Genomic DNA, 19,023 nt, shown 5'->3' on the forward strand with positions numbered 1-19,023 from the left:
TCGGGAGAAATTGATGTTCAAAAAAGGACTGACTTTAATATTGGTATGCTTTGCCCATACGGTAATTGCTGCATCAACGGTCTCGGTATTTATCAGTTTTTCCATGCCTAATACTCTTTTGGAAGAAACGCTTAACGAATGCAGTCGTTTACATATTCCTGCCTATTTAAATGGCCTTTATCAAAACTCGATGAAGGATACGGCGCTTAAAGTCATGGAGCTAAGCAAGAAGATTCCTAATCTAAATCTAGCTATTGACCCGACCTTGTTTGAACGTTTTGGCATTGGGCAAGTACCTGCACTCGTCATTGAGGAGGGAAAAACCTTTGATGTGATTTATGGCCATTTGCCCCTTCAAGAAGGACTCATGCGAATGGCAGGACATGGAGACACGCATTTTTCTATAACTGAGGCACGGAGAATCAGCGGTGCTTAAACGCCTTATTATTTTATACTCCTGTTTGATAATGCCTACAGGGTTTAGTCAAATTCCTGCTGATGTGCTAAAGGCGCGCGAGCAAGCCATGCAGGCCTTGCACGGCTTTAATCCCGCATCAGCGATTGAAGGCTATACCACTAATCCGCATGAAACATCCCTTAATCCTCAAGAGGGCAGTAATGCCTTAAGTTCGCAAGGATTAAATGCGCTCAACAAAAATCCCACCGCTTTTGAGGTGTATCAAAGCGCTGGAACTCGTAGCAAAGGACGATACAATCCAAACAGTCCAGAAATGCGTTATGCCGAAAATCTACTCGAAAATCCTGAGGGTGTCTTGGAGGGTGTGTGTTATAAAGAGCCGGCACACTGTGAGACTATTTCTGAAACAAAAACCTGCCAAGAAACTCTAAGCTATAAAAATAAGGCCTGTACCGAGCAACTGGCGGTTACTTTACAACCGCTTGCTCAGCAATTAAACCGTGTCATTACGACATCCAATGGTAATGCTACTTTTGATGTAACCCGATGTGCGCCCCATGATAAATATTGTACTAAAGCAGCGCTTGCTGAGCTTACTCCTTTATGTGAGGCATTAACTGTCTCCATTACTTATAAAAATAAACGGGTTCAACTCATCAAACAACCTACCTGTACCGACCCGACGGTCAGCATAGTAACGCCCCAAAAGGGACGACACTATGCTCGCCTAAGTATACACCTCACTCAATGGATGAGTGAGGATACCTGGTCTGCAAAAGCGTGTGATGCCATCCGCCAAGACCGTAGCGCAAGCCATTGTCTTTTAAAAAACGAAAGTGTATGCCTTGAGCCTAACTCCGAAAAGACCATTCAAGGTGTTGTCATTACTCGCCCCTGTTGGGGTCGAAGCTTTCAGTTCCAATGCAGTTATCTAGAAAACAGCACCTGTAAGCCCTTATTAATGGAAGGATGCTCCCAACGTGATTCCCAATGTGTGAATGCCTCCAATGGTCTTTGCAGTTCTTATTTACAAACCTTCACCTGCTTCCAGAAGTCGTGCCTGCCTGAAAAAACAGTTTGCTCAGGAAGAATAGGTTGCAGTGATGGGAGCTGTGATTTATCGGAAGAGGAGGTCAGTGATGATGCTGCAGAAGGCCTGTCTCGACTAGGCGTTCTTGCAGGAGCTGCTGCGGAAGTTGCCGAAAAACAGGTTCAAAGTGGCGTGCCTTCCATTTTTACCGGAAAAAACTCCACCTGTCGCAAAGTAAAAGCCGATGTGCGTAATTGTTGTAAAGGCAGTTACCAAATGACCCATTGCAGTGACGATGAAAAACGTCTTGCTAAGGCCAAAGAAGAAGGACGCGCTTTTAAAGTGGGGAAATTTTGCGCCCTAAAAAAAATGGGTATGTGTTTGGAAGAAAAACAATCCTGGTGTGTTTTTCCCACGAAATTAGCAGCCATTATTCAGATTCAAGGGCGCTACAGCCAATTAGGGATTCATTTTGGTTGGGCAAAAGATGAAGAAAATCATGCCAATTGCCGTGGCATTACACCTGAAGAGTTAGAGCGCATTAATTTTTCTGCATTAGATTTATCGCCTATTGAACAAGAACTGATGAGTCGTAAAGTACTGCCTCATGAGGGGAGTGTCTCGGCATTCAATCAATCGCACATTGAGCGCTTAAAACAAATGGAGCGCTCCCATGATTAAATGGAGTATTTTTTTATTAATCGTCTTTCATTCAATGACCGTACTTGCGGAAAAACCGGTTGGTTTTCTTTGGTACAGCATCGAAAAAGAACACCATCCTATAAAAAAAACACCTCATCACGGCACGCCGTTTAACCAGCTTAGTTATACACAGCAAGATGCCGTACTTCGTTTTTACACCATGGAAGCGTTGCACAAGGCACGCCAAACCAAAAAAGTGGAGGACATGCGTGTTTTTTTAAGCCTTCAAGATTACTGGCTTAAAGAGTCTTCACGCTTTAAGCAACTGTTTCAGAAAACGATGCTTGCCTATCCTCAGTATGATTATACGGTTACCCATCCTACTTCCAATCTGGGAGCAAAAATAACCGATGAAGTTCGTGAACAAAAAAAAGAAGAAGTGATTCATCATGCAGCAAAATCCCATGGCTTATTGTTTTTTTACCGCGGTAAAAGTCCCTATGACCAAAAGCAAATTCCTATCCTGGTTGATTTTTGCAGGCGTTTTAATTTATCCATGATGTCCGTGAGTGTCGATGGCGTGGTGGTACCAGAACTTCCGAACTCACGAATCGATGAGGGGCAAGCAGAGCGTTTGGGGGTTCGTTATTTTCCAGCGCTTCTTTTGGTCAATCCCGAAACCCATCAAGTGAACCCCATCGCCTATGGCTTAACCACTCAAGATGTCTTAATGGAGCGCATCGTTCAAGTGACCACCCAATTTCAAGGAGAGCTCTAATGCGTGTCGCGTTATGGATAGGATTCGTGTTAGTAGGTGCCGCCTTCAATGTTCAGGCGGGTAATGGACGATGGTTAACCCAGATTACTGCCGAGCAGGAGCGTAGTGTTCAGCCTAATCCTATAGAGCAACCCAATAGAAAGAACACTAAGTTTTTTAACAACCATGGGGTGATTTTATTTTATGGAAGCCTTTGCCCGCATTGCCGGCAATTTGCTCCGATAGTAAAACGATGGGCAGAGCAAATCGGTGCCGAAGTTCTTCCCTTATCCTTTGATAACCAATCGTTACCTGAATTTCCTCATTTTTTACCCGCAACCACGGAATGGGTGAATGCGGCTTTTCAAGGAAGTCCAATCAACTATCCTGCCGTTTTTATTATGAACGCTAAAGAAAAAATCTTGTACCCCGTTGGATTTGGTTCAATGAGTGAGGAGGAGCTTCATGCGCGTATGGATGCAGTGATTGCTAAAATTAACGAGTATGAACACAAGGAAATAGGATGAAGCATTTAATTTTCTCATTCGTTTTGCTTTTTCTATTTGCAAATACCCAGGCTTCGGTAAGCCAAGACTTGGATAATTTTTTTAACGGGATGGGCTATGCCTCCAATGTAACCAATCCGGCTGCCTTTGAATCGCAAGCAGCAGGATTTTTTGGTGGAGGTTCTCTTTATGCACGTAATCAGGTGCGCCAATATCAATTGGTTCAACTTGATTTACCCAGTTATCGGGCGGGGTGCGGGGGCATTGACTTATACACCGGCAGTATGAGTTTTTTGAGCAATCAAAAATTAGTGGATTTAGGAAAATCCATTATGACCAATGCGGGTGCTTATGCAGCTGATGTAATGTTAGCGTCTACTGTCCCTGAATTAAAACAAGTGCGTGATTTCAACTTATACCTGGAACAATTGGCCAATCACAGCAGCATCAACTCCTGTCAGCTTTCTGAAAATATGATAGGTGGCATCTGGCCAAAAACGGCAGCCAGCCAACAAAAAATATGTAAAGACCAAGCAGCGATGGGAAAAGAGAGCTTATTTAGTGACTATGTTCAAGCTCGTATGGCCTGTTCAGGGAATGGATTTGATAACGTGATGAATAAGGCATCCCAAGACCCTGAGCGTAAAAAGCAGGTGGTTTTAAACAAAAATCTGGTATGGTCTTTATTGCAAGCCAAATCGTTTTTAAACAGCGACAAAGAACTTGCGGAAATGGTGATGAGTTTAACGGGTACCTTAATTATTGATAAAGAGGGTAAAGTAACCAACGTTCCCTCATTGGCGGGTGACGCTGATTTAATCAATGCATTAATTGGGACAGGAAATGGCACCCACACCGCTAAAATATGGCGTTGTAAGGATGGAGTCCCCAACAGCCAGTGCATGCAGGTAAGTTTACAAGACATCACCATTCAAGATACTTCAACACTGACCTACAAAGTTCGTGAGATTATTCGCACCATAAACACCAAACTTCTTAATGATGAAAAACCAGGCAATCGAGAACTTAATTTTTTAAGTATGACCTCGTTGCCAGTCATGAAGTTTTTATCGGTATTAAACAGCATGCACTATGGCAGCAGTGCAGTAGACATTGAAGAGTACTCCATGTTGATTGCTCAAGATTTATTGACCAATTATCTTTCCGAATTACTCAAAGAAGTGAATGTGGCTACAGCAGGTTCCGAATTAAACGCCGATTTAGTCAAAGAAATTCAAAAACGTATTAATGAAGCCACCACAAGAGTTTCTTCTATTGACCCTAAAGTAGGTCGAAAACTGCAAGAAAAGCTCACTTTAATTGAGCGAATGGCCCAGATTGAAAAACAGGTAGCTTCACAAATGACCAGTACTGCAGGCTAAGGAGTGCAGCAAATGATAACCATACATGTATTGGCGGGTGGCGAATTATTTCAGCACGTACTGAATGCCATCACTGCGTTTATGAAACAAGATAGTTTTCTTGGATTACTGCGCATTACTGCGCTTATTGGAATTGTCATGGCAACCGTTGGTTTTCTTAAAACGCGCGACCCCATGGCTTTTGCCCGTTGGTTTTTAGGCTATGTGTTGTTTGTGAACGTGGTGTTATTGCCTAAAACATCGGTACTCATTGATGACATTTCCGCACAAACACCAAAACTGGTGGACAATGTGCCAGTTGTGTTTGCACTAGGAGCAAGTCTTGTAACAATCATTGGTTACGGTTTAGCGCAAACTTATGATGCGTTGCTGACTATGCCCGATGATATGTACTACACCAAAACAGGCGCTTTGTTTGGGTCACGCTTAATTTCCGCGTCTACCTCTTTTCGCATTAAAGACCCCGTGCTTAAAGAGGAACTAAATGAGTATTTTCGCGTGTGTGTGGTGGGCGATATTCGCTTAAATCGAAAGTACAGTGTCAGTGATTTAGCTCATTCCACCGACATTTGGAGTCTCATTAGCGCCAAAGCATCACCGCTTCGCATGATTTCTGTTAATGGCAAATTAGTGACTTGTCTTGAGGCCTCAAAACCTGATGGACCATACAGTTTAAGAAAAAAACTCGATGCAGAGATTAAAAAAGCCTATACGTTTTTTGGGGTAAATTTATTTGGTAAACCTAAAAATACCACTTATGAAGCGTTATTTAGTACTCATCTCAAATCAGCTTTTGAGTACTACCAAGGGCTAACGGATTCTTCCAGCAATATCTTTTTACAAAGCATGATGATTAATGCCATGAACGATGGAGTAGCCCATTATCAAGCGTTTACCGATGCCACCGCAGGGATTGTGAACCAACAATTTACCAAATCCCAAGTACAACACCGTTGGAGTTGGGAAGTGCTAGGGCAAAAGGCGTTATGGATTTTACCGATTACTCATACCTGTTTAACGCTTTTATTATTTGGGGTATTTCCCTTGATTATTGCGTTATCCACCTTACCAGGTGGCGTAAAAATTCTCTACGGTTACATGCAATTTTTTATGTCGCTGCAATTTTGGCCAGTGCTCTTTGCCATACTGAATGCCGGTATGACCATTTATGGTGCTTCATCTTCTGGTGAATACGGCCAGTTCACGATGGTGAATCTCGATAAAATTGATGAACTTCATGCCGACATTTCAGGCGCAAGTGGCTATCTGATGATGCTTATTCCTTTTCTTTCTCATGGTTTGGTGTCTAATTTAGGTGGTGCGTTCAGTAATCTGGCCACCAGCATGATGAGTCATATGCAAGGCTCCAGCATGTCTGTGGCAGGGGAGGCGGCAAGTGGCTCTTTTGGGCTTGGTCAAACGAGTTTCTACAACACCACGGCCAATAATTTTTCAGCCAACAAGCATGATTCCAATTGGACGCACATGCATGGCATGCATACCGAACAATTAGGAAGCGGGGTATTGAAAACCATCACTGGTAGTGGCGATAGGGTTTTTGATGTAAGCCCTGGGATGACGCGTAGTGCCGTATCTATTAATAGCGCTGAGGGCTTAAGTAGCTCACTAACGCAAGCTTATGAACAATCCACTCAAGCCGCCCGAAATGAATCAAAGCATTATCAATCCTCCCTTTCGAATTTTGCGCACCGTGCGTTGCAACTTTCACAATTGGCAGGCCATGACATGCGCTTAGGTGATGGAGTATCCGAATCTGAAACAGGCCAGTACTCTAAGGCGCTCTCGACCATTAGTCATATTGCTGAGGATGTGGCACGCCGTACTGGTGTAAGTAAAGAAGACGCACTGTCGCATTTAACCAGTGGAGGATGGGGTGCTCAAGCCGGTGTTAAAAGCCAAGGCAGTATTTGGGGTAAACTGGCTCAATTGGGAACTGGTTTTCATGCTGGTGCGGATGCCCATCTTAAATTTGATCGTAATTCGACCAGCAGCGATAAATATCATACGGGTATGGATGGGACGCTCTCTGCGCGGCAATCGAAGGACTTCAATGAGGCGATGAATTATGTGACGCATTTTTCACAAAGCCATCATTTTGATGACAGCTATTCAAAAGCTTCTTCATTGTCCAATCAATTAGGTGCCGATTTACGAGAAGCTGAAACCGCAAGCCACAATATCGATGCTTCGCTTGCAAAAGCAGAGCGCATTCAACAGGCAAAAAGTTATGTAGCGTCCCATTCGTCGCAAATTACCACCGATTTAAATCAGGCCTTCCCATCTTATGTTGGACAACGTATCGGAGAGTCAGCACGTGATGCGTTATTTAGCCATCCTGGAGACATGACAGCCCTTAATAAACTCAATGAACTCGGCCAAGATTTTATTGCCTCCAAACGAGACAAATTAATTGCCGAATTTGGCAGTCAAAAAAAACAGGCAGAAGTTGAAGCGTTCTATCAGAAAGAGCAACGTGATGTTATTGCCAAAGAAAACGACTTAGGAACGAACTATCAAAAAGGCAGCGAGCACTTAGCGCACGAGGCTCAAGCAAGTGGTCTGGGTCTTGATGAGCCTAAGCGCCACGCTTTACAACAAGAGATTCATCATCAAATGAATACCTTGCCTCAAAATCTTAATCATGGTGAGGCCTTGATTAATGCCGATCAGTATGATCTTATGAATAAAAAAGAAAGTACGGTACACGAAGGAATGGAGCGTGCCCAAAAAGACGTCATTTTAATGGGCCAATTACCAAAAACTTGGGGTCTTCATAATAAAGGAGAATAGACCAATGAATCATCAAGACTTAAGAAAAGCGATAAGTGACGATATGGAAACCATCAAATCGCTGAATCCTGAAATAATTCCTGCCAAAATATATTACCCGCGATTGCTCCGGTTATTTGTGAGTAGTTTTTTGAAAGTTTGGTTTATCGTCTCATTAACCATTGCCTATGCGGGAATTACTCATCCATCAAATGATGGTTTAGCACGAGAAGCCATGTCCCAAGTGATGCGAGAGGCAACCCTGATGGCTTTTTTCTTAAGTTTTGGGGTGATGCTTTTGTTAACTCCTGCGCTTAATTTTTTCATTCTTTTTCGGTTTCACCTTGAGCCATCACTTAAAACAGGAGCTTTGCTAGCTCGGAAATTGAAGCATGTTGCCTACATCTTTTTTGGATGCTTTATTCTTCTTTGTACTTTATTTGGAAGCTACATTGAATCGGCTGCCATCTTTATGGGAATTGGATTTGCTTTCTTTGGAAGCCTTGCTGCAACTTACTTTTTAGTAAAAATGGAGTTAAATCGTATCGGTGTCTATACACTGTTCATCTTGTTTGATCACTATTTTAATAAAGGAAAAGACTTGAGTATTAATTTGCCTAGGTAATCGTTCATTCAATAAAAACTGATTTCATTTTATTCACTTTTAAGGTGGGGTAGCTACTGCTTTGCCTAAAAAGCTGATAAGGAGTAAACATTGTGCGTGAAGAACCCAATTTCAAACATTATACCCGTGGTGGAATAATTAGTTTTCACAACTTTCGTATGTGGGATCAAATTAATAAAATACTAACCTGCGTTTGTCTTTCTCTATGGGTCGTATTAAGTGGATTAATCACCTGGTTGGTTACTTCACCTGAGAAACTCTATCAAGCGCTTGTTTATTACTATGCGTATTTTTTAAATAGTGTGGGCCAGAAGCATGTATTTATTATTTCTTTTCACGGCAAAAATTATCAACAAAACGTAGAAACGATTCTGCACTATCCCTATTACCGTGAAAATGCCAATCACATGGTGGATTTATTAGGAAAGTCTTCGCTTGCTGCGTTTATAGTCTCCTTTGTTTTAGGTCTTATTTTTGCTGTTTATTTTATTCGCCGAGGCAAAGCACAGCGCATCAATCAGTTTATTCGCGGCAGTCGAATAGAGACATGCGACAAGGTAAAAGAACAAATTATTGCCCAAAAAGAGGACTCCGATATTACAATTGATGGATTTCCACTGATTGCAAACTCCGAGGTACAGCATCTTTTAGTCCATGGCACTGTAGGTACTGGTAAAAGCCAATTGATTATGAAAATCATGGATGGATTACGCCAAAGAGGCGATCGCGTTATTGTTTATGATAAAGGGTGTGCTTTTATTCCTCATTATTTTGATCCCCATAGTGATGTCATTTTAAATCCATTTGATGCACGATGTCCCAATTGGGATATGTGGCGTGAGGCACCTCGTGATTCTGACTTTGAAAATATGGCTGATAGTCTTATTCCCATGCATGGGGAATCCGATCCCTTCTGGGTGAATGCGGCACGCACCGTGTTTGCTTCATGTGCGGCAAAGATGCGCTATGATTCGGACCGCTCCATTGAAAAATTACTAAAATTATTGCTGACCGGTGAGTTTACTCATTTGGACGAATATCTTAAAGGAACACCCGCCGCAACGTTAGTCAGTGGAAAAATTGAGAAAACCGCTATTTCTATTCGTTCGGTGATTACCACCTATTTAAAATCAATGACTCACTTAACAGGCCTTAATAGCGAAGGAGCGGCACCATTTTCGATTCGTGATTACATTCTTAATGAGCATCATAATGGCTGGCTTTTTATTTCATCAAATGGCGAGAGCCATAAAACCTTAACTCCTTTAATCTCGATGTGGTTGGCTATGGCTTCTTTAACTTTATTAAGTTTAACTCCCAATTCGGAGCGCCGCATTTGGTTTATTTGTGATGAGTTGCCTAGTCTTCACAAGCTTCCTTTACTTGGCGAAACGATTGCTGAGGTACGAAAATTTGGTGGTTGTTTTTTATTAGGTATGCAAAGTTTTTCTCAGCTTACCAAAGTATATGGACAGCCTGGCGGCAAAGAGATTTTTGATTTATTAAACACCCGCTTTTTCTTCAGAAGCCCAAGTGCTGATATGGCGCGCCTTGTGGCCAGCGAGCTTGGTGAGGAAGAAATAGAGGAATCAAGAGAAAACTATTCCTATGGGGCAAACAGCATTCGTGATGGAATTTCACTAGGCAGTCAACGCGTTACCCGTCCTATTGTATCGTATCCACAAATTTTAGAGTTGGAAAAATTAAGCTGCTTTTTGCGCTTGCCAGGCAGTTATCCAGTGACTCAGCTTAAACTCCACTATCAAAATCGTCCTACTCATTTGAAGGGCTTTGTAACGCGCGAGATGGTGAACAATGAGCCCATAACAGCAAAGGTTGAAGTCAATGAGTGTCATGGGGAATCAACGGATGGGCCACAAAGTTCTAAAAAGCGTTCGGTGATGGAATTTGAACTCTAGTCAAGGAATTCACGATGCTCAGTATTCAACCCTTAAAATCAGCCAAAGGTGCAGCAGATTATTATGCGGCAACCTTTAATTACTATGCCGGTGATGCCCAAGCGATGAGATGGTTAGGACAAGCGAGCCAGAAGATGCAATTAACAGGAATTGTGCAAAAAGAACAAATGCTTGCTTTATTAGAAGGGCAATTGCCTAATGGTCAATCGTTACACAACCTTCAAGGGGAACATCGTCCTGGTTTTGATATGACCTTTTCTGCGCCTAAAAGTGTGTCGTTATTAGTGGGATTAGGTGTGGCCCCCGAATTAGTTCGCTATCATGATGAAGCGGTAGCCTATGCCATAGACCAAATTGAAAAAGAGTTTGCAGAAGCCCGAGTTTCTCGCAACGGAGCAATTTTTTATGAAAAAACAGAAAACCTAGCGGTTGCAGCTTTTAGACAACCAAGCTCTCGTGCAAATGACCCTGCCTTACATACCCACTGTGTCACTATGAATCTCACCTTTCATGAAGGAAAAGCTCGCTCTTTGGCAAGTGACATCTCAAGAAGCAATGGAGTGATTGAGCAAATTCAAAATAATGCCCATTATTGCGGATTGATGTATCGCCAACATTTAGCCAACCGATTGAAAGAGGCAGATTTTCCACTACGGTTAAGCGGCGATGGATTATTTGAAATTGATGGAATTCCTGAAAAAGTCTTACAGGGGTTTTCTAGAAGGCGGGAAGACATTGAACGTCATATGGAGGAAAAAGGCTGGAGTGGTGCAAAAAGTGCTTCAGCGGCTACATTGCTCACCCGCCAGAACAAGGAAGAACATGACATTACGCTGTTAGAACAAGACTGGAAAGAGCGCGCAAAAGACTTAGGCTTTGATGCACAAGCTTTTATGCAAAATCGAAATCAAGTTCAATCCTTGTCCTGGTTTTCAGCCATTAAAGATAAATTAATGGCTTTAGTGGGCAAACAATCCAAAGATAAAAGCCCATCAGAAATGGATGCGGCAATTGCTTGCGTACATGTAGCTACTGAAACATTAAGCCAGCGCACTTCGATGTTTTCAGCAAGGGGCTTAGCCTTTGAAGCAATGAAGCACAGTCTTGTTTATCCTAAAGCAGTATCCAAAGAATCCATTAATGATGCGATTCAACACGAAATTAAAAACCAATCTTTATATGAAGCTCGATGCCCGGAAACGGGACAGCGTTTTTTAACAACGCCCTGGCTTTTAACCACAGAGACAGAAACCCTTGCTCGCATTGAGCACAATAAAGGAGTTGTTCCTGCCATTGCTACCAAAGAAACGGTTAAAGCATTTCAAAAACAGCGACACCCTTTATTGCCTTATCCACTGACCCATTCGCAAAAAGAGGCAATGACTGTGCTATTAACCAGTAAAGACCGCTATTTAGCCATTCAAGGTTATGCAGGGGTTGCCAAAACCTCAATGCTTTCTGAAGCCAAGTTATTGATTGAAGCCCAAGGTTATGCACTTCGAGGTATTACTGTAGCGAGCTCCGCTGCCTATGAATTACAGGAAAAAGCAGGCATTAAAACAGACGTATTCCCTTTAGTACACCAGGAATTAAAAAATGCACCCACTGCTTCTTTAAGCAAAACTTTATTCATAGTCGATGAAGCCTCCATGCTTTCTTCTCATCAAGGTCATGAACTAATGAAACAGATTGAGCGCACTCATGCAAGACTTGTATTGGTTGGAGATAAAGCACAATTACCTAGCGTTAATGCAGGGCGAATCTTTGGCTTAACTCAAGAATATGGCATTGAACACAGTATTATGGATGAAATTGTGAGGCAAAAAAATACAGTCCTTAAAGAGGCCGTAATTGCTGCAACCAAAGGAAATGTCAAAGAGGCTTTAGACAAGCTGGACGTGAAAGAATGCGTCACCCATGAAGAGCGCATTGCTTGGATTGCCAATCATTGGCTGTCTTTGTCGCAAAAAGGGCGCGATGACACCTTATTATTTGCACCAACACACGCTCATCGAGAAGAAATTACCAAATTGATTCGTAATGGATTGAAAGGAGAAGGCATTCTAGAAAATGAGGGCCTGTGCCAAACGGTACTTAAAGCAAAAAAAATGGAGCCCATACAGAGCCGATTTATTGCCTATTATCAAAAGGGCGATAAGGTACGTTTTAATCAGGAGTTTAAAACAAATAATATCCAAGCAGGGGCCTATTATACCGTTGGCGAAATCAGCAAAAAAAATCGCCAAGATAATGTGTTACCCCTTATTAACGAACAGGGAAAACAAATTCAATTTAAACTAAATAACTTGCCCAAATACAAAACTCATAATGCAGCTTTTGAGCGAATCATTGAACTTTATCAGCCAAAGAAGTTAGAGCTTTTGGTAGGTGATAAGGTCATGTGGACGCGTAATTTTAAAGCCAATAACCTAAGAAACGGTCAATGTGCCACCCTTCATGAAATTAAAGAAAATGTGTTCACTTTTATTACTAAAGAAGGGCGTCAATTAACCCTTGAAAAGGACCATCCCGCGTTAAAGCATCTTGATTACAGCTATGTGCTAACCAACTATAAAGTTCAAGGAAAGGATGCGCCGTTTGGCATTGGTTTAATGGAGTCCTATCATCGGTTTGGTACCACTTTAAATAATTTTTACGTACAAATTTCCAGAGCCATTCACGGTATGATTCTGGTGACCGATAATAAGGAAGAATTGGTTCATGCGATTCGAAGAAATACTGAAGAAAAACCAGTGGCATTAGATAGAATATCCAGTGAACAACTAGTGCGTCATGAGGAGCGATTCGTTCAATCTAATAAATTTTCCATGCAAGCAGTGATAACTAAGAAACAAGCTTTTGAATCACAAAAATCGCCGCAATCAAGGCATCAAAAAATCACTATGGATGAATTGCTCGTTCCGCATAAAAAAACAGAAATCAATCGACCATTAATCAAAGAATTAGAACTATAAAATTAGGAGAAATCATGTCACGTCTTACTATTTCACTACCCAATAACTTACATAATCGAATTGCATCACTTTCGATAAAAAATAATGACTCCATGTCCCATATGATTAATCTATTAATTCAAGTTGGATTAAATCATTGGTTTGAGAAGAATGAGCCTTTAAAGGAAAAGACGGCCGTTGAAAAACACTGCCATCAACTCATCATTCAGATGAATGCGCTGATTAAAAATATGTCGGCTGAACTATTAAAGCTGAATAGGGATGACTTTGAAAAGTTACAGCATGCAGCTTTGATGAAATATAATGAATTGCAAAATATGTATCATGAAAATGCTTAATACACTGCTTTATTTTTTACCGATTATAGTCAGTTTCATTGATAAAAATGCGGTGCAAAGTGGTGAAAAATGATGAATCTATGGTGTAGGGCGGTGGTGAAGAATTAAAAACTTTTCTCATAGCCCTGATAAAATCTAGATCCTTTGATTTTTGTTCTTCACCATTACCCTTCACCACACATACATCAGCTTTTTAAACCTATATTATGTAAATAATTACCGAAAATGCTTATAAATAAAGGGTTGAACCCGCATTTTTTAAAAATGCGATAGGTGTGTGTTACTTATTAGATGATTTATCTACATAGTTATGTTTCTAATTTTTTAATTTTTAATACATGGGGTAATCAAAAGTGCATCTCAATTGCGCGATTGTGATTTACATTTTGGTATTATATATCATTACTTCTTTTAAAATTTGTTTATTTTATTAATTTTGCACTTACCAAATTCTAAAGAATTTTTTGTTAGATCATGTCCAAAAGGCTCTGAACCAGATTCATAAATAATATCTCCTGTATAACGATTAATTTCTACAAAAGCCCCTACTGTAAAAAGGGGGGGAGCAATAGTAAATAATATTTCATATTTATTATCTTTAACTATTAACTTACCCTCTCTCTGAACATTTGAATAAACATCTATTCCTACATTTTTATAAAGATCTATAATTATTGTTTTAGTATATCCTGGGCCGAAGGTACAATCGAGTCTAATTGGTTGAGGTTTTGAACATGAAACTATTAAAACCAAGAATAGTAAAAATATTTTTTGCAATAATTTCATTAAGTAATCCATCCTCTATTTATCCTTAGCTTGTGGCAAGTCTTGGTGACGGAGGTTAGGGCTTTTGTTAATTTATAGCCTTGAATACTGTAAGATGCCAATTAATTTGATCTGATTGCGTGATTTCTAGATTTGAAATTATTTATTGAGAGACCTTTATATCTAAATATGAAAAGGCAGAACCACAGAAAGACCTGTAATTTTTTGAGATTGCTTTGCAGTTTGATGCAAGATATGCTGAAAAACTATAAGTGTAGTCTTTTTTAAGTGAAAAGTCTGAATTCCACTCTAACAATGCTTTAGTTAAATTAGATATGGAGTTCATTTTTTTATATCTGAAAATGAAAAAGATATCATCCATTGATAAAAAAGTAATTTTATTTTCTTTTAAATTTGTAAGACTTTTTTCATATATGCAATGGGTTAAAAAATAATCCATTTGATCAAGTAAATCAAAATCACCAAAATGATTATCAGTAACTAAAATAGGGAAAATTTTTTTTCCTTTATATTTGTTTTCTAATAATGAAATATGTTTTGAAATTTGTTGAAGTTTGGCTTTTGGACTAGATTGACTTGTCCTTTTTACAAGTATGGATGAATATTTTTCTTTAACTTTACTAATATCTTGAGAAAAAATTGTTAAATACCCGGGTTCTTGAGTGGTATATTCAAATAAAATAATCGAACGATTATCTTTGACAATACAATCCGGATATCCTTTTTGATTCCTAGTTTCCTCGAAATTTTCCGTAAAGATTCTCTTTATTATTTTAATAAAAATATCTTCTGATATAACAGAATATATCTTATCTTTGAAAGTTTTATATTGTTCTGCCTCACTACCATTATCAGCTGAAAAATAGCATTGTTTGAAAATTTCAAATGCTAAAGCACCATTAGTATTAATAATGGACAAAAAATCCATTGGAAATCTTACCCCTTCCTCTTTTAGGATAAATGGTCGTAACACTGTTTCAATAGACACATTGTAAAGTTTTATGTCTTGAGAATGAAATTTTTTACTTATTTCGGCTGTGGTGCTAGTTAAATATTTTATGGCTGGTAAAAACTTTTTAAATTTAGAATCTTTAATAAAAAAGGTTTGATGTCGATTTAAATTAAATTTTGAAGAATAATATTGCCAAAATCCCACTAGGCTCCGGACTAATTGTTTTATATCTAACTCATTTTCCCTTTTAAAAAGGTCTAATAAATCATTCCACTCTTTATTTTCTTTGTGAGAAAAAAGTAAATAGCTTTTTAAAATACGATTAAAATAAATTATTTTGGTGAAATGGTTATAATTATAGTTCGGAAAATCTCTAATTAATTGTCTTATAAAGTCATGCTCTTTGTGAGGGTGGCAATTTAAAATTGCTAGTGCCACCAGAAACTTATCACTATTCATCAAACAGCGTGCAGAGAGAGAAACTGTTCCTTTAATTGTTTCAATATGTTTTAAAGTTAAGCCAAGTAGACTTAATAGATTGTATCGGTGCAACAATATATGGCGAGGAAAAACTGGCCAACCAGCTTTTTTTAATAAATGGTTTTGTATTAACTTTATTTCTTCTATTTCTTTTACAGATACTATCATGTTAAGCCAAGATAGGAATTCAATTAGCTGATAGGGCTCGTAACTTTTTATATATTCTAGGGCTAAATACTCAAGATTTTCCGAAGAAAAATCACTAATAATGGGGAGGATTATTTTATTTCTACACCTATGCAAATCTTCCAAGGTTAAATAAGTATAAAATTCCATTTTAAATTGTTCATCAAAGGTGGCTTATTAAAGTATAGCTCTCCCCACCTAATAATACTTAAATACTATATTTATCAGCAGACCAAGCGGTATTGGAAAAGTTGCTGCTTGTGAGGTAAAAATTAAATTTCAATTATTGGTGGATTTCGAAGGGTCAGTTCTTTTCTTATGTCCCCACGTTCCTTAAATTCCATTAATGCCCCTACTCTTCTTCACGATGCCGTTTTAAAGAGTCTTTCAAATTCATGATCTAAGGCTAATTTAAGAAGGACTACTTATTACCCTAGAAATATAAGAAAATTCCTAATCATCATCTCTTTGAAATAAAGAATTTAAAAAAGATAGCTTCTCTCGTTGATCAGTAAAAAGATAGTTCAGAATATCATCTTCTTTTTTTTCATAATATATACTTCTTTCGCATGTTAATAATGGAGGGTACTCACTATTCTTCTTTTTATTTTTTCGAGAGTAAACATACATAAATCTTTTTGGTCCTATTCCACTGTAAAAAGAGAAAGGGAGAAGGGAGGAGTTATAGGATGGATCAAAATCAATTAATTTAGGATATAGTTCTTTATTTTTGCTTTTTGGATATGCTTCTAAATATATAACTCTTGATATTCCAGCATTTATAATTTCTTTGGCACATAAGTGGCAGGGAAATGTAGTTGTGTATAAAGTTGATTTTCTTACAGATATTCCTAATTTAGCCGCATCAATTATGGCTGCTATTTCAGCATGAGTTAGAACCTCCAAAAGGAACGCCCAGAGCGGCACATTTTAATGTCATTAACATGGCTAATGCTTCGACTTCTTGCTGAGTAACATTTAAATTGTAACGAATGCCTCCTTTAGTTGGCAGCAAATGCTCACTATGATTCGCCCTCCATCCTTTGAATACTTGATAACTGCCACGAATTTTAACTGGAAAATGAAATCGATTTATAGAGCAGCACTGTGTAATCACTTTCTCCAATCCTTTAGGAATAGTGACAAATTGCAAAGCATCATGCAGAGTACATGTTACACTCCCAAGGAAATTATCCGATTTACCATGTGCCATAGATTTCCTTATCTACAATAATAAAAGACTTAAATAGATAAAAATAAGTACAAAGTTTTCATATTCCTATATTTAAATATAGTTGAGAATTTAACGTAGTTGCAATAAAACAATATTCATGCGCTTTTTGTACTAACAAAGGTGATTTTTATATTCAAAGTAATATCTGTAATGACGTGATCAAGTTTAATGAATGAGAAATTGAGTTGCATTGTTACATTTATTTAGAGATTTTTTATATATTCTTATGAGATTTATCTTTTTCAAGAACATCTCTCCAAGCTTGTTCTTCAGATTCATTTAGGAATATCTCAGTATCAGATTCTTCAAAGATCGAATTTTCTGTTTTTATTTCATGCTTAGTAGTCTCTATATGAGTTGGTTTATTTTGAATTTTATTTATGCGATCCACTGCATAAGGTTGAGGATTTTGATATGTTTTCATATGTGCTTTTGAGAATGGAATTAAGTTTAAGTATAGATTATTTAAAGTAATATGATTATTAATTGAAGACTTGCCAAAAAAATTGAATACAAAGTAGAGAAACTGGAGCTATACTAATTTTTTAAATTCAACAAATTGAAAGGGAATTCAGATGAAACTTGATTCCCTTCATTGTCTATGTGTAATCATGAAACCTCATTTCTATCACGAACACACACTGAATTAACTAAAGTACCAGGCTTAATCAAATTTTATCACTTCCGCTCATAAGCTTGCATTGCGTATCCTCTAAAGTTATTGAGTCAGCAAAAGTATATTGTGAGAAAAAGATGCCTATTATCCATATTATTGATTTCATAAAATTCCCTATCAGTTCTGGTTGGGTTTATAGAATAATATTTATTTAATTAACTATTTAGGTCTAGTATCAATTTTTAATACTTTCACATTTTTGAAAGGAAATTGAGCCCCGACCATTATCTTCAACTGTACTTAGGTCAGGATAAAGTTGGACATTTAATTGTGATTCAAAAAATAACTTAATAATATGTACACAGGGTATTATTTACTTTTTTTAGTAACATACATTTTAGAATCAGCTTGATCCAGAATGTCATCAAGTGTTTTATGTTCTTTTTGATTGTATTCGATAATCCCGACACTAAATTCGATTGTATAATCTTTTATTTCTGCAGATTTCAACGATTCATTTAGGCGTTGAATAATTCCATTCACATCATCTTGTTTTAATCCAGAACAAAAAACACAAAACTCATCGCCGCCTAAACGTGCGATTATGTCGTAGTAACGAAAGTTCTGAATAAGAGCATTGGCAAAAATTTTTAAAACCTTATCTCCTTCGCTGTGTCCGAATTTATCATTAATTTGCTTAAACTTATCTAAATCAAAAAATAGTAGTGTAAAAATTTGGTTTTCACGTTGGTATTTTTGGAACAAATAGCCCGCTAATTTTAAAAACCCTCTACGATTGGACAATCCTGTTAATTCGTCAGTTATTGAAATTTGTAATTGTTCCAAATCCGTTTCCACTATTCGAGCAAGATCAGTAACGACAGAGTTATCGATTTCAATTTTTGATCGTGGCTTGTCGTCGATTAAGCAAAATACGCCCACATTGTATCCTTTCACTTGTAAAGGGCATCCCAAATAAAATCTGAAATTTGGTTTTTTTAGAACAAAAGGATTATCATAAAATCGTTTGTCTTTGGTTGCATCCTCAACAACCATAATTTCATCGGATAGAATGACATGACCACAAAATGAAGTTTTTCGCGCAGCCTCTTTAATATCGAGTCCTTGGGTTGATTTCATCCATTGACGTTCAGCTTCAAGGAATGATATTACAGAAATAGGGACTTCAAAAAGTTTGCATGCAATACGTGTTACTCTATCGAAACGTTCTTCTTTATCCGTATCGAGGATCTGCAATTTGTAAAGAGTTGCTAAGCGTTCCGCTTCATTTTCTGGTTTTTCAGGAGGAATCATCAATATTATCCCTGCAAAGAATTCAAAATATTAATGAAGACTTATAAATATTATATATCATTATTTTAGGAAA

Annotated in this window: 16 protein-coding genes; 10 read left to right on the top strand and 6 right to left on the bottom strand. The window is 38.3% G+C overall.

Annotation, left to right across the window (positions count from 1 at the left end; all coding sequences use genetic code 11):
- Nucleotides 1–13: 13 nt before the first annotated feature.
- From trbC to EKG34_RS05650, 10 genes are all read left to right on the top strand, one after another.
- Complete coding sequence (gene trbC, locus EKG34_RS05605; RefSeq protein ID WP_080619870.1) at nt 14–436, top strand: type-F conjugative transfer system pilin assembly protein TrbC; 423 nt, start codon at nt 14–16, stop codon at nt 434–436.
- Nucleotides 429–2,129: a conjugal transfer protein TraN gene (gene traN, locus EKG34_RS05610; protein WP_080619871.1), complete on the top strand. Its 1,701-nt coding sequence runs from the start codon at nt 429–431 to the stop codon at nt 2,127–2,129. The genes trbC and traN overlap by 8 nt, the downstream gene beginning before the upstream one ends.
- Nucleotides 2,122–2,868 carry a type-F conjugative transfer system pilin assembly protein TraF gene (gene traF, locus EKG34_RS05615; RefSeq protein ID WP_080619872.1) on the top strand — a complete coding sequence of 249 codons (747 nt, stop codon included), beginning with the start codon at nt 2,122–2,124 and terminating at the stop codon, nt 2,866–2,868. Before traN ends, traF begins: the two co-directional genes overlap by 8 nt.
- Nucleotides 2,868–3,374 (top strand): type-F conjugative transfer system pilin assembly thiol-disulfide isomerase TrbB, encoded by a 507-nt coding sequence (gene trbB, locus EKG34_RS05620; RefSeq protein WP_080619873.1) that lies wholly within the window; start codon nt 2,868–2,870, stop codon nt 3,372–3,374. Before traF ends, trbB begins: the two co-directional genes overlap by 1 nt.
- The gene (locus tag EKG34_RS05625; RefSeq protein ID WP_080619874.1) at nt 3,371–4,735 is read left to right on the top strand and encodes a conjugal transfer protein TraH; all 1,365 of its coding nucleotides are present in this window, start codon (nt 3,371–3,373) and stop codon (nt 4,733–4,735) included. Before trbB ends, EKG34_RS05625 begins: the two co-directional genes overlap by 4 nt.
- 12 nt (nt 4,736–4,747) lie before the next feature.
- The gene (gene traG / locus EKG34_RS05630) at nt 4,748–7,546 is read left to right on the top strand and encodes a conjugal transfer mating-pair stabilization protein TraG (protein WP_058466422.1); all 2,799 of its coding nucleotides are present in this window, start codon (nt 4,748–4,750) and stop codon (nt 7,544–7,546) included.
- A 4-nt stretch (nt 7,547–7,550) separates the two neighbouring features.
- Nucleotides 7,551–8,150 carry a hypothetical protein gene (locus EKG34_RS05635; protein WP_058466421.1) on the top strand — a complete coding sequence of 200 codons (600 nt, stop codon included), beginning with the start codon at nt 7,551–7,553 and terminating at the stop codon, nt 8,148–8,150.
- A 92-nt stretch (nt 8,151–8,242) separates the two neighbouring features.
- Nucleotides 8,243–10,069, top strand: coding sequence for a type IV conjugative transfer system coupling protein TraD (traD, locus tag EKG34_RS05640; RefSeq protein WP_080619875.1), 1,827 nt, complete (start codon nt 8,243–8,245; stop codon nt 10,067–10,069).
- 14 nt (nt 10,070–10,083) lie between these two features.
- Nucleotides 10,084–13,044 carry a MobF family relaxase gene (mobF, locus tag EKG34_RS05645; RefSeq protein ID WP_012979150.1) on the top strand — a complete coding sequence of 987 codons (2,961 nt, stop codon included), beginning with the start codon at nt 10,084–10,086 and terminating at the stop codon, nt 13,042–13,044.
- Between the two features lie 14 nt (nt 13,045–13,058).
- Nucleotides 13,059–13,382 carry a hypothetical protein gene (locus tag EKG34_RS05650; protein WP_080619876.1) on the top strand — a complete coding sequence of 108 codons (324 nt, stop codon included), beginning with the start codon at nt 13,059–13,061 and terminating at the stop codon, nt 13,380–13,382.
- 411 nt (nt 13,383–13,793) lie between these two features.
- Here EKG34_RS05650 and EKG34_RS05655 read toward each other — a convergent pair whose 3' ends face one another.
- The 6 genes from EKG34_RS05655 to EKG34_RS05680 all read right to left on the bottom strand — a co-directional run bounded on the left by EKG34_RS05655 (nt 13,794) and on the right by EKG34_RS05680 (nt 18,950).
- Nucleotides 13,794–14,168: a hypothetical protein gene (locus tag EKG34_RS05655; protein WP_125461284.1), complete on the bottom strand. Its 375-nt coding sequence runs from the start codon at nt 14,166–14,168 to the stop codon at nt 13,794–13,796.
- Nucleotides 14,169–14,310: 142 nt separating this feature from the next.
- Nucleotides 14,311–15,936: a hypothetical protein gene (locus tag EKG34_RS05660; RefSeq protein WP_080619878.1), complete on the bottom strand. Its 1,626-nt coding sequence runs from the start codon at nt 15,934–15,936 to the stop codon at nt 14,311–14,313.
- A 303-nt stretch (nt 15,937–16,239) separates the two neighbouring features.
- Complete coding sequence (locus tag EKG34_RS05665; protein WP_207222376.1) at nt 16,240–16,692, bottom strand: deaminase; 453 nt, start codon at nt 16,690–16,692, stop codon at nt 16,240–16,242.
- Nucleotides 16,670–16,999 carry a Glu/Leu/Phe/Val dehydrogenase dimerization domain-containing protein gene (locus tag EKG34_RS05670; protein ID WP_080619880.1) on the bottom strand — a complete coding sequence of 110 codons (330 nt, stop codon included), beginning with the start codon at nt 16,997–16,999 and terminating at the stop codon, nt 16,670–16,672. Before EKG34_RS05670 ends, EKG34_RS05665 begins: the two co-directional genes overlap by 23 nt.
- A gap of 235 nt (nt 17,000–17,234) precedes the next feature.
- On the bottom strand, nt 17,235–17,444 hold the full coding sequence (locus tag EKG34_RS05675; protein ID WP_080619881.1) for a hypothetical protein: 210 nt from the start codon (nt 17,442–17,444) through the stop codon (nt 17,235–17,237).
- A gap of 561 nt (nt 17,445–18,005) precedes the next feature.
- Nucleotides 18,006–18,950, bottom strand: a complete 945-nt coding sequence (locus EKG34_RS05680; protein ID WP_080619882.1) for a sensor domain-containing diguanylate cyclase — start codon at nt 18,948–18,950, stop codon at nt 18,006–18,008.
- Between the last annotated feature and the right edge of the window lie 73 nt (nt 18,951–19,023).

The organism is Legionella longbeachae (assembly GCF_004283175.1).
Taxonomy (GTDB): Bacteria; Pseudomonadota; Gammaproteobacteria; order Legionellales; family Legionellaceae; genus Legionella; species Legionella longbeachae.

Coding starts and splice junctions, on each gene's coding strand:
- trbB (WP_080619873.1), top strand. CDS start 2,868: ATGCGTGTCGCGTTATGGATAGGATTCGTGTTAGTAGGTGCCGCCTTC.
- EKG34_RS05650 (WP_080619876.1), top strand. CDS start 13,059: ATGTCACGTCTTACTATTTCACTACCCAATAACTTACATAATCGAATT.
- mobF (WP_012979150.1), top strand. CDS start 10,084: ATGCTCAGTATTCAACCCTTAAAATCAGCCAAAGGTGCAGCAGATTAT.
- EKG34_RS05680 (WP_080619882.1), bottom strand. CDS start 18,950: ATGATTCCTCCTGAAAAACCAGAAAATGAAGCGGAACGCTTAGCAACT.
- trbC (WP_080619870.1), top strand. CDS start 14: ATGTTCAAAAAAGGACTGACTTTAATATTGGTATGCTTTGCCCATACG.
- traF (WP_080619872.1), top strand. CDS start 2,122: ATGATTAAATGGAGTATTTTTTTATTAATCGTCTTTCATTCAATGACC.
- EKG34_RS05655 (WP_125461284.1), bottom strand. CDS start 14,168: ATGAAATTATTGCAAAAAATATTTTTACTATTCTTGGTTTTAATAGTT.
- EKG34_RS05670 (WP_080619880.1), bottom strand. CDS start 16,999: ATGGCACATGGTAAATCGGATAATTTCCTTGGGAGTGTAACATGTACT.
- EKG34_RS05635 (WP_058466421.1), top strand. CDS start 7,551: ATGAATCATCAAGACTTAAGAAAAGCGATAAGTGACGATATGGAAACC.
- EKG34_RS05625 (WP_080619874.1), top strand. CDS start 3,371: ATGAAGCATTTAATTTTCTCATTCGTTTTGCTTTTTCTATTTGCAAAT.
- EKG34_RS05660 (WP_080619878.1), bottom strand. CDS start 15,936: ATGGAATTTTATACTTATTTAACCTTGGAAGATTTGCATAGGTGTAGA.
- traG (WP_058466422.1), top strand. CDS start 4,748: ATGATAACCATACATGTATTGGCGGGTGGCGAATTATTTCAGCACGTA.
- EKG34_RS05675 (WP_080619881.1), bottom strand. CDS start 17,444: ATGAAAACATATCAAAATCCTCAACCTTATGCAGTGGATCGCATAAAT.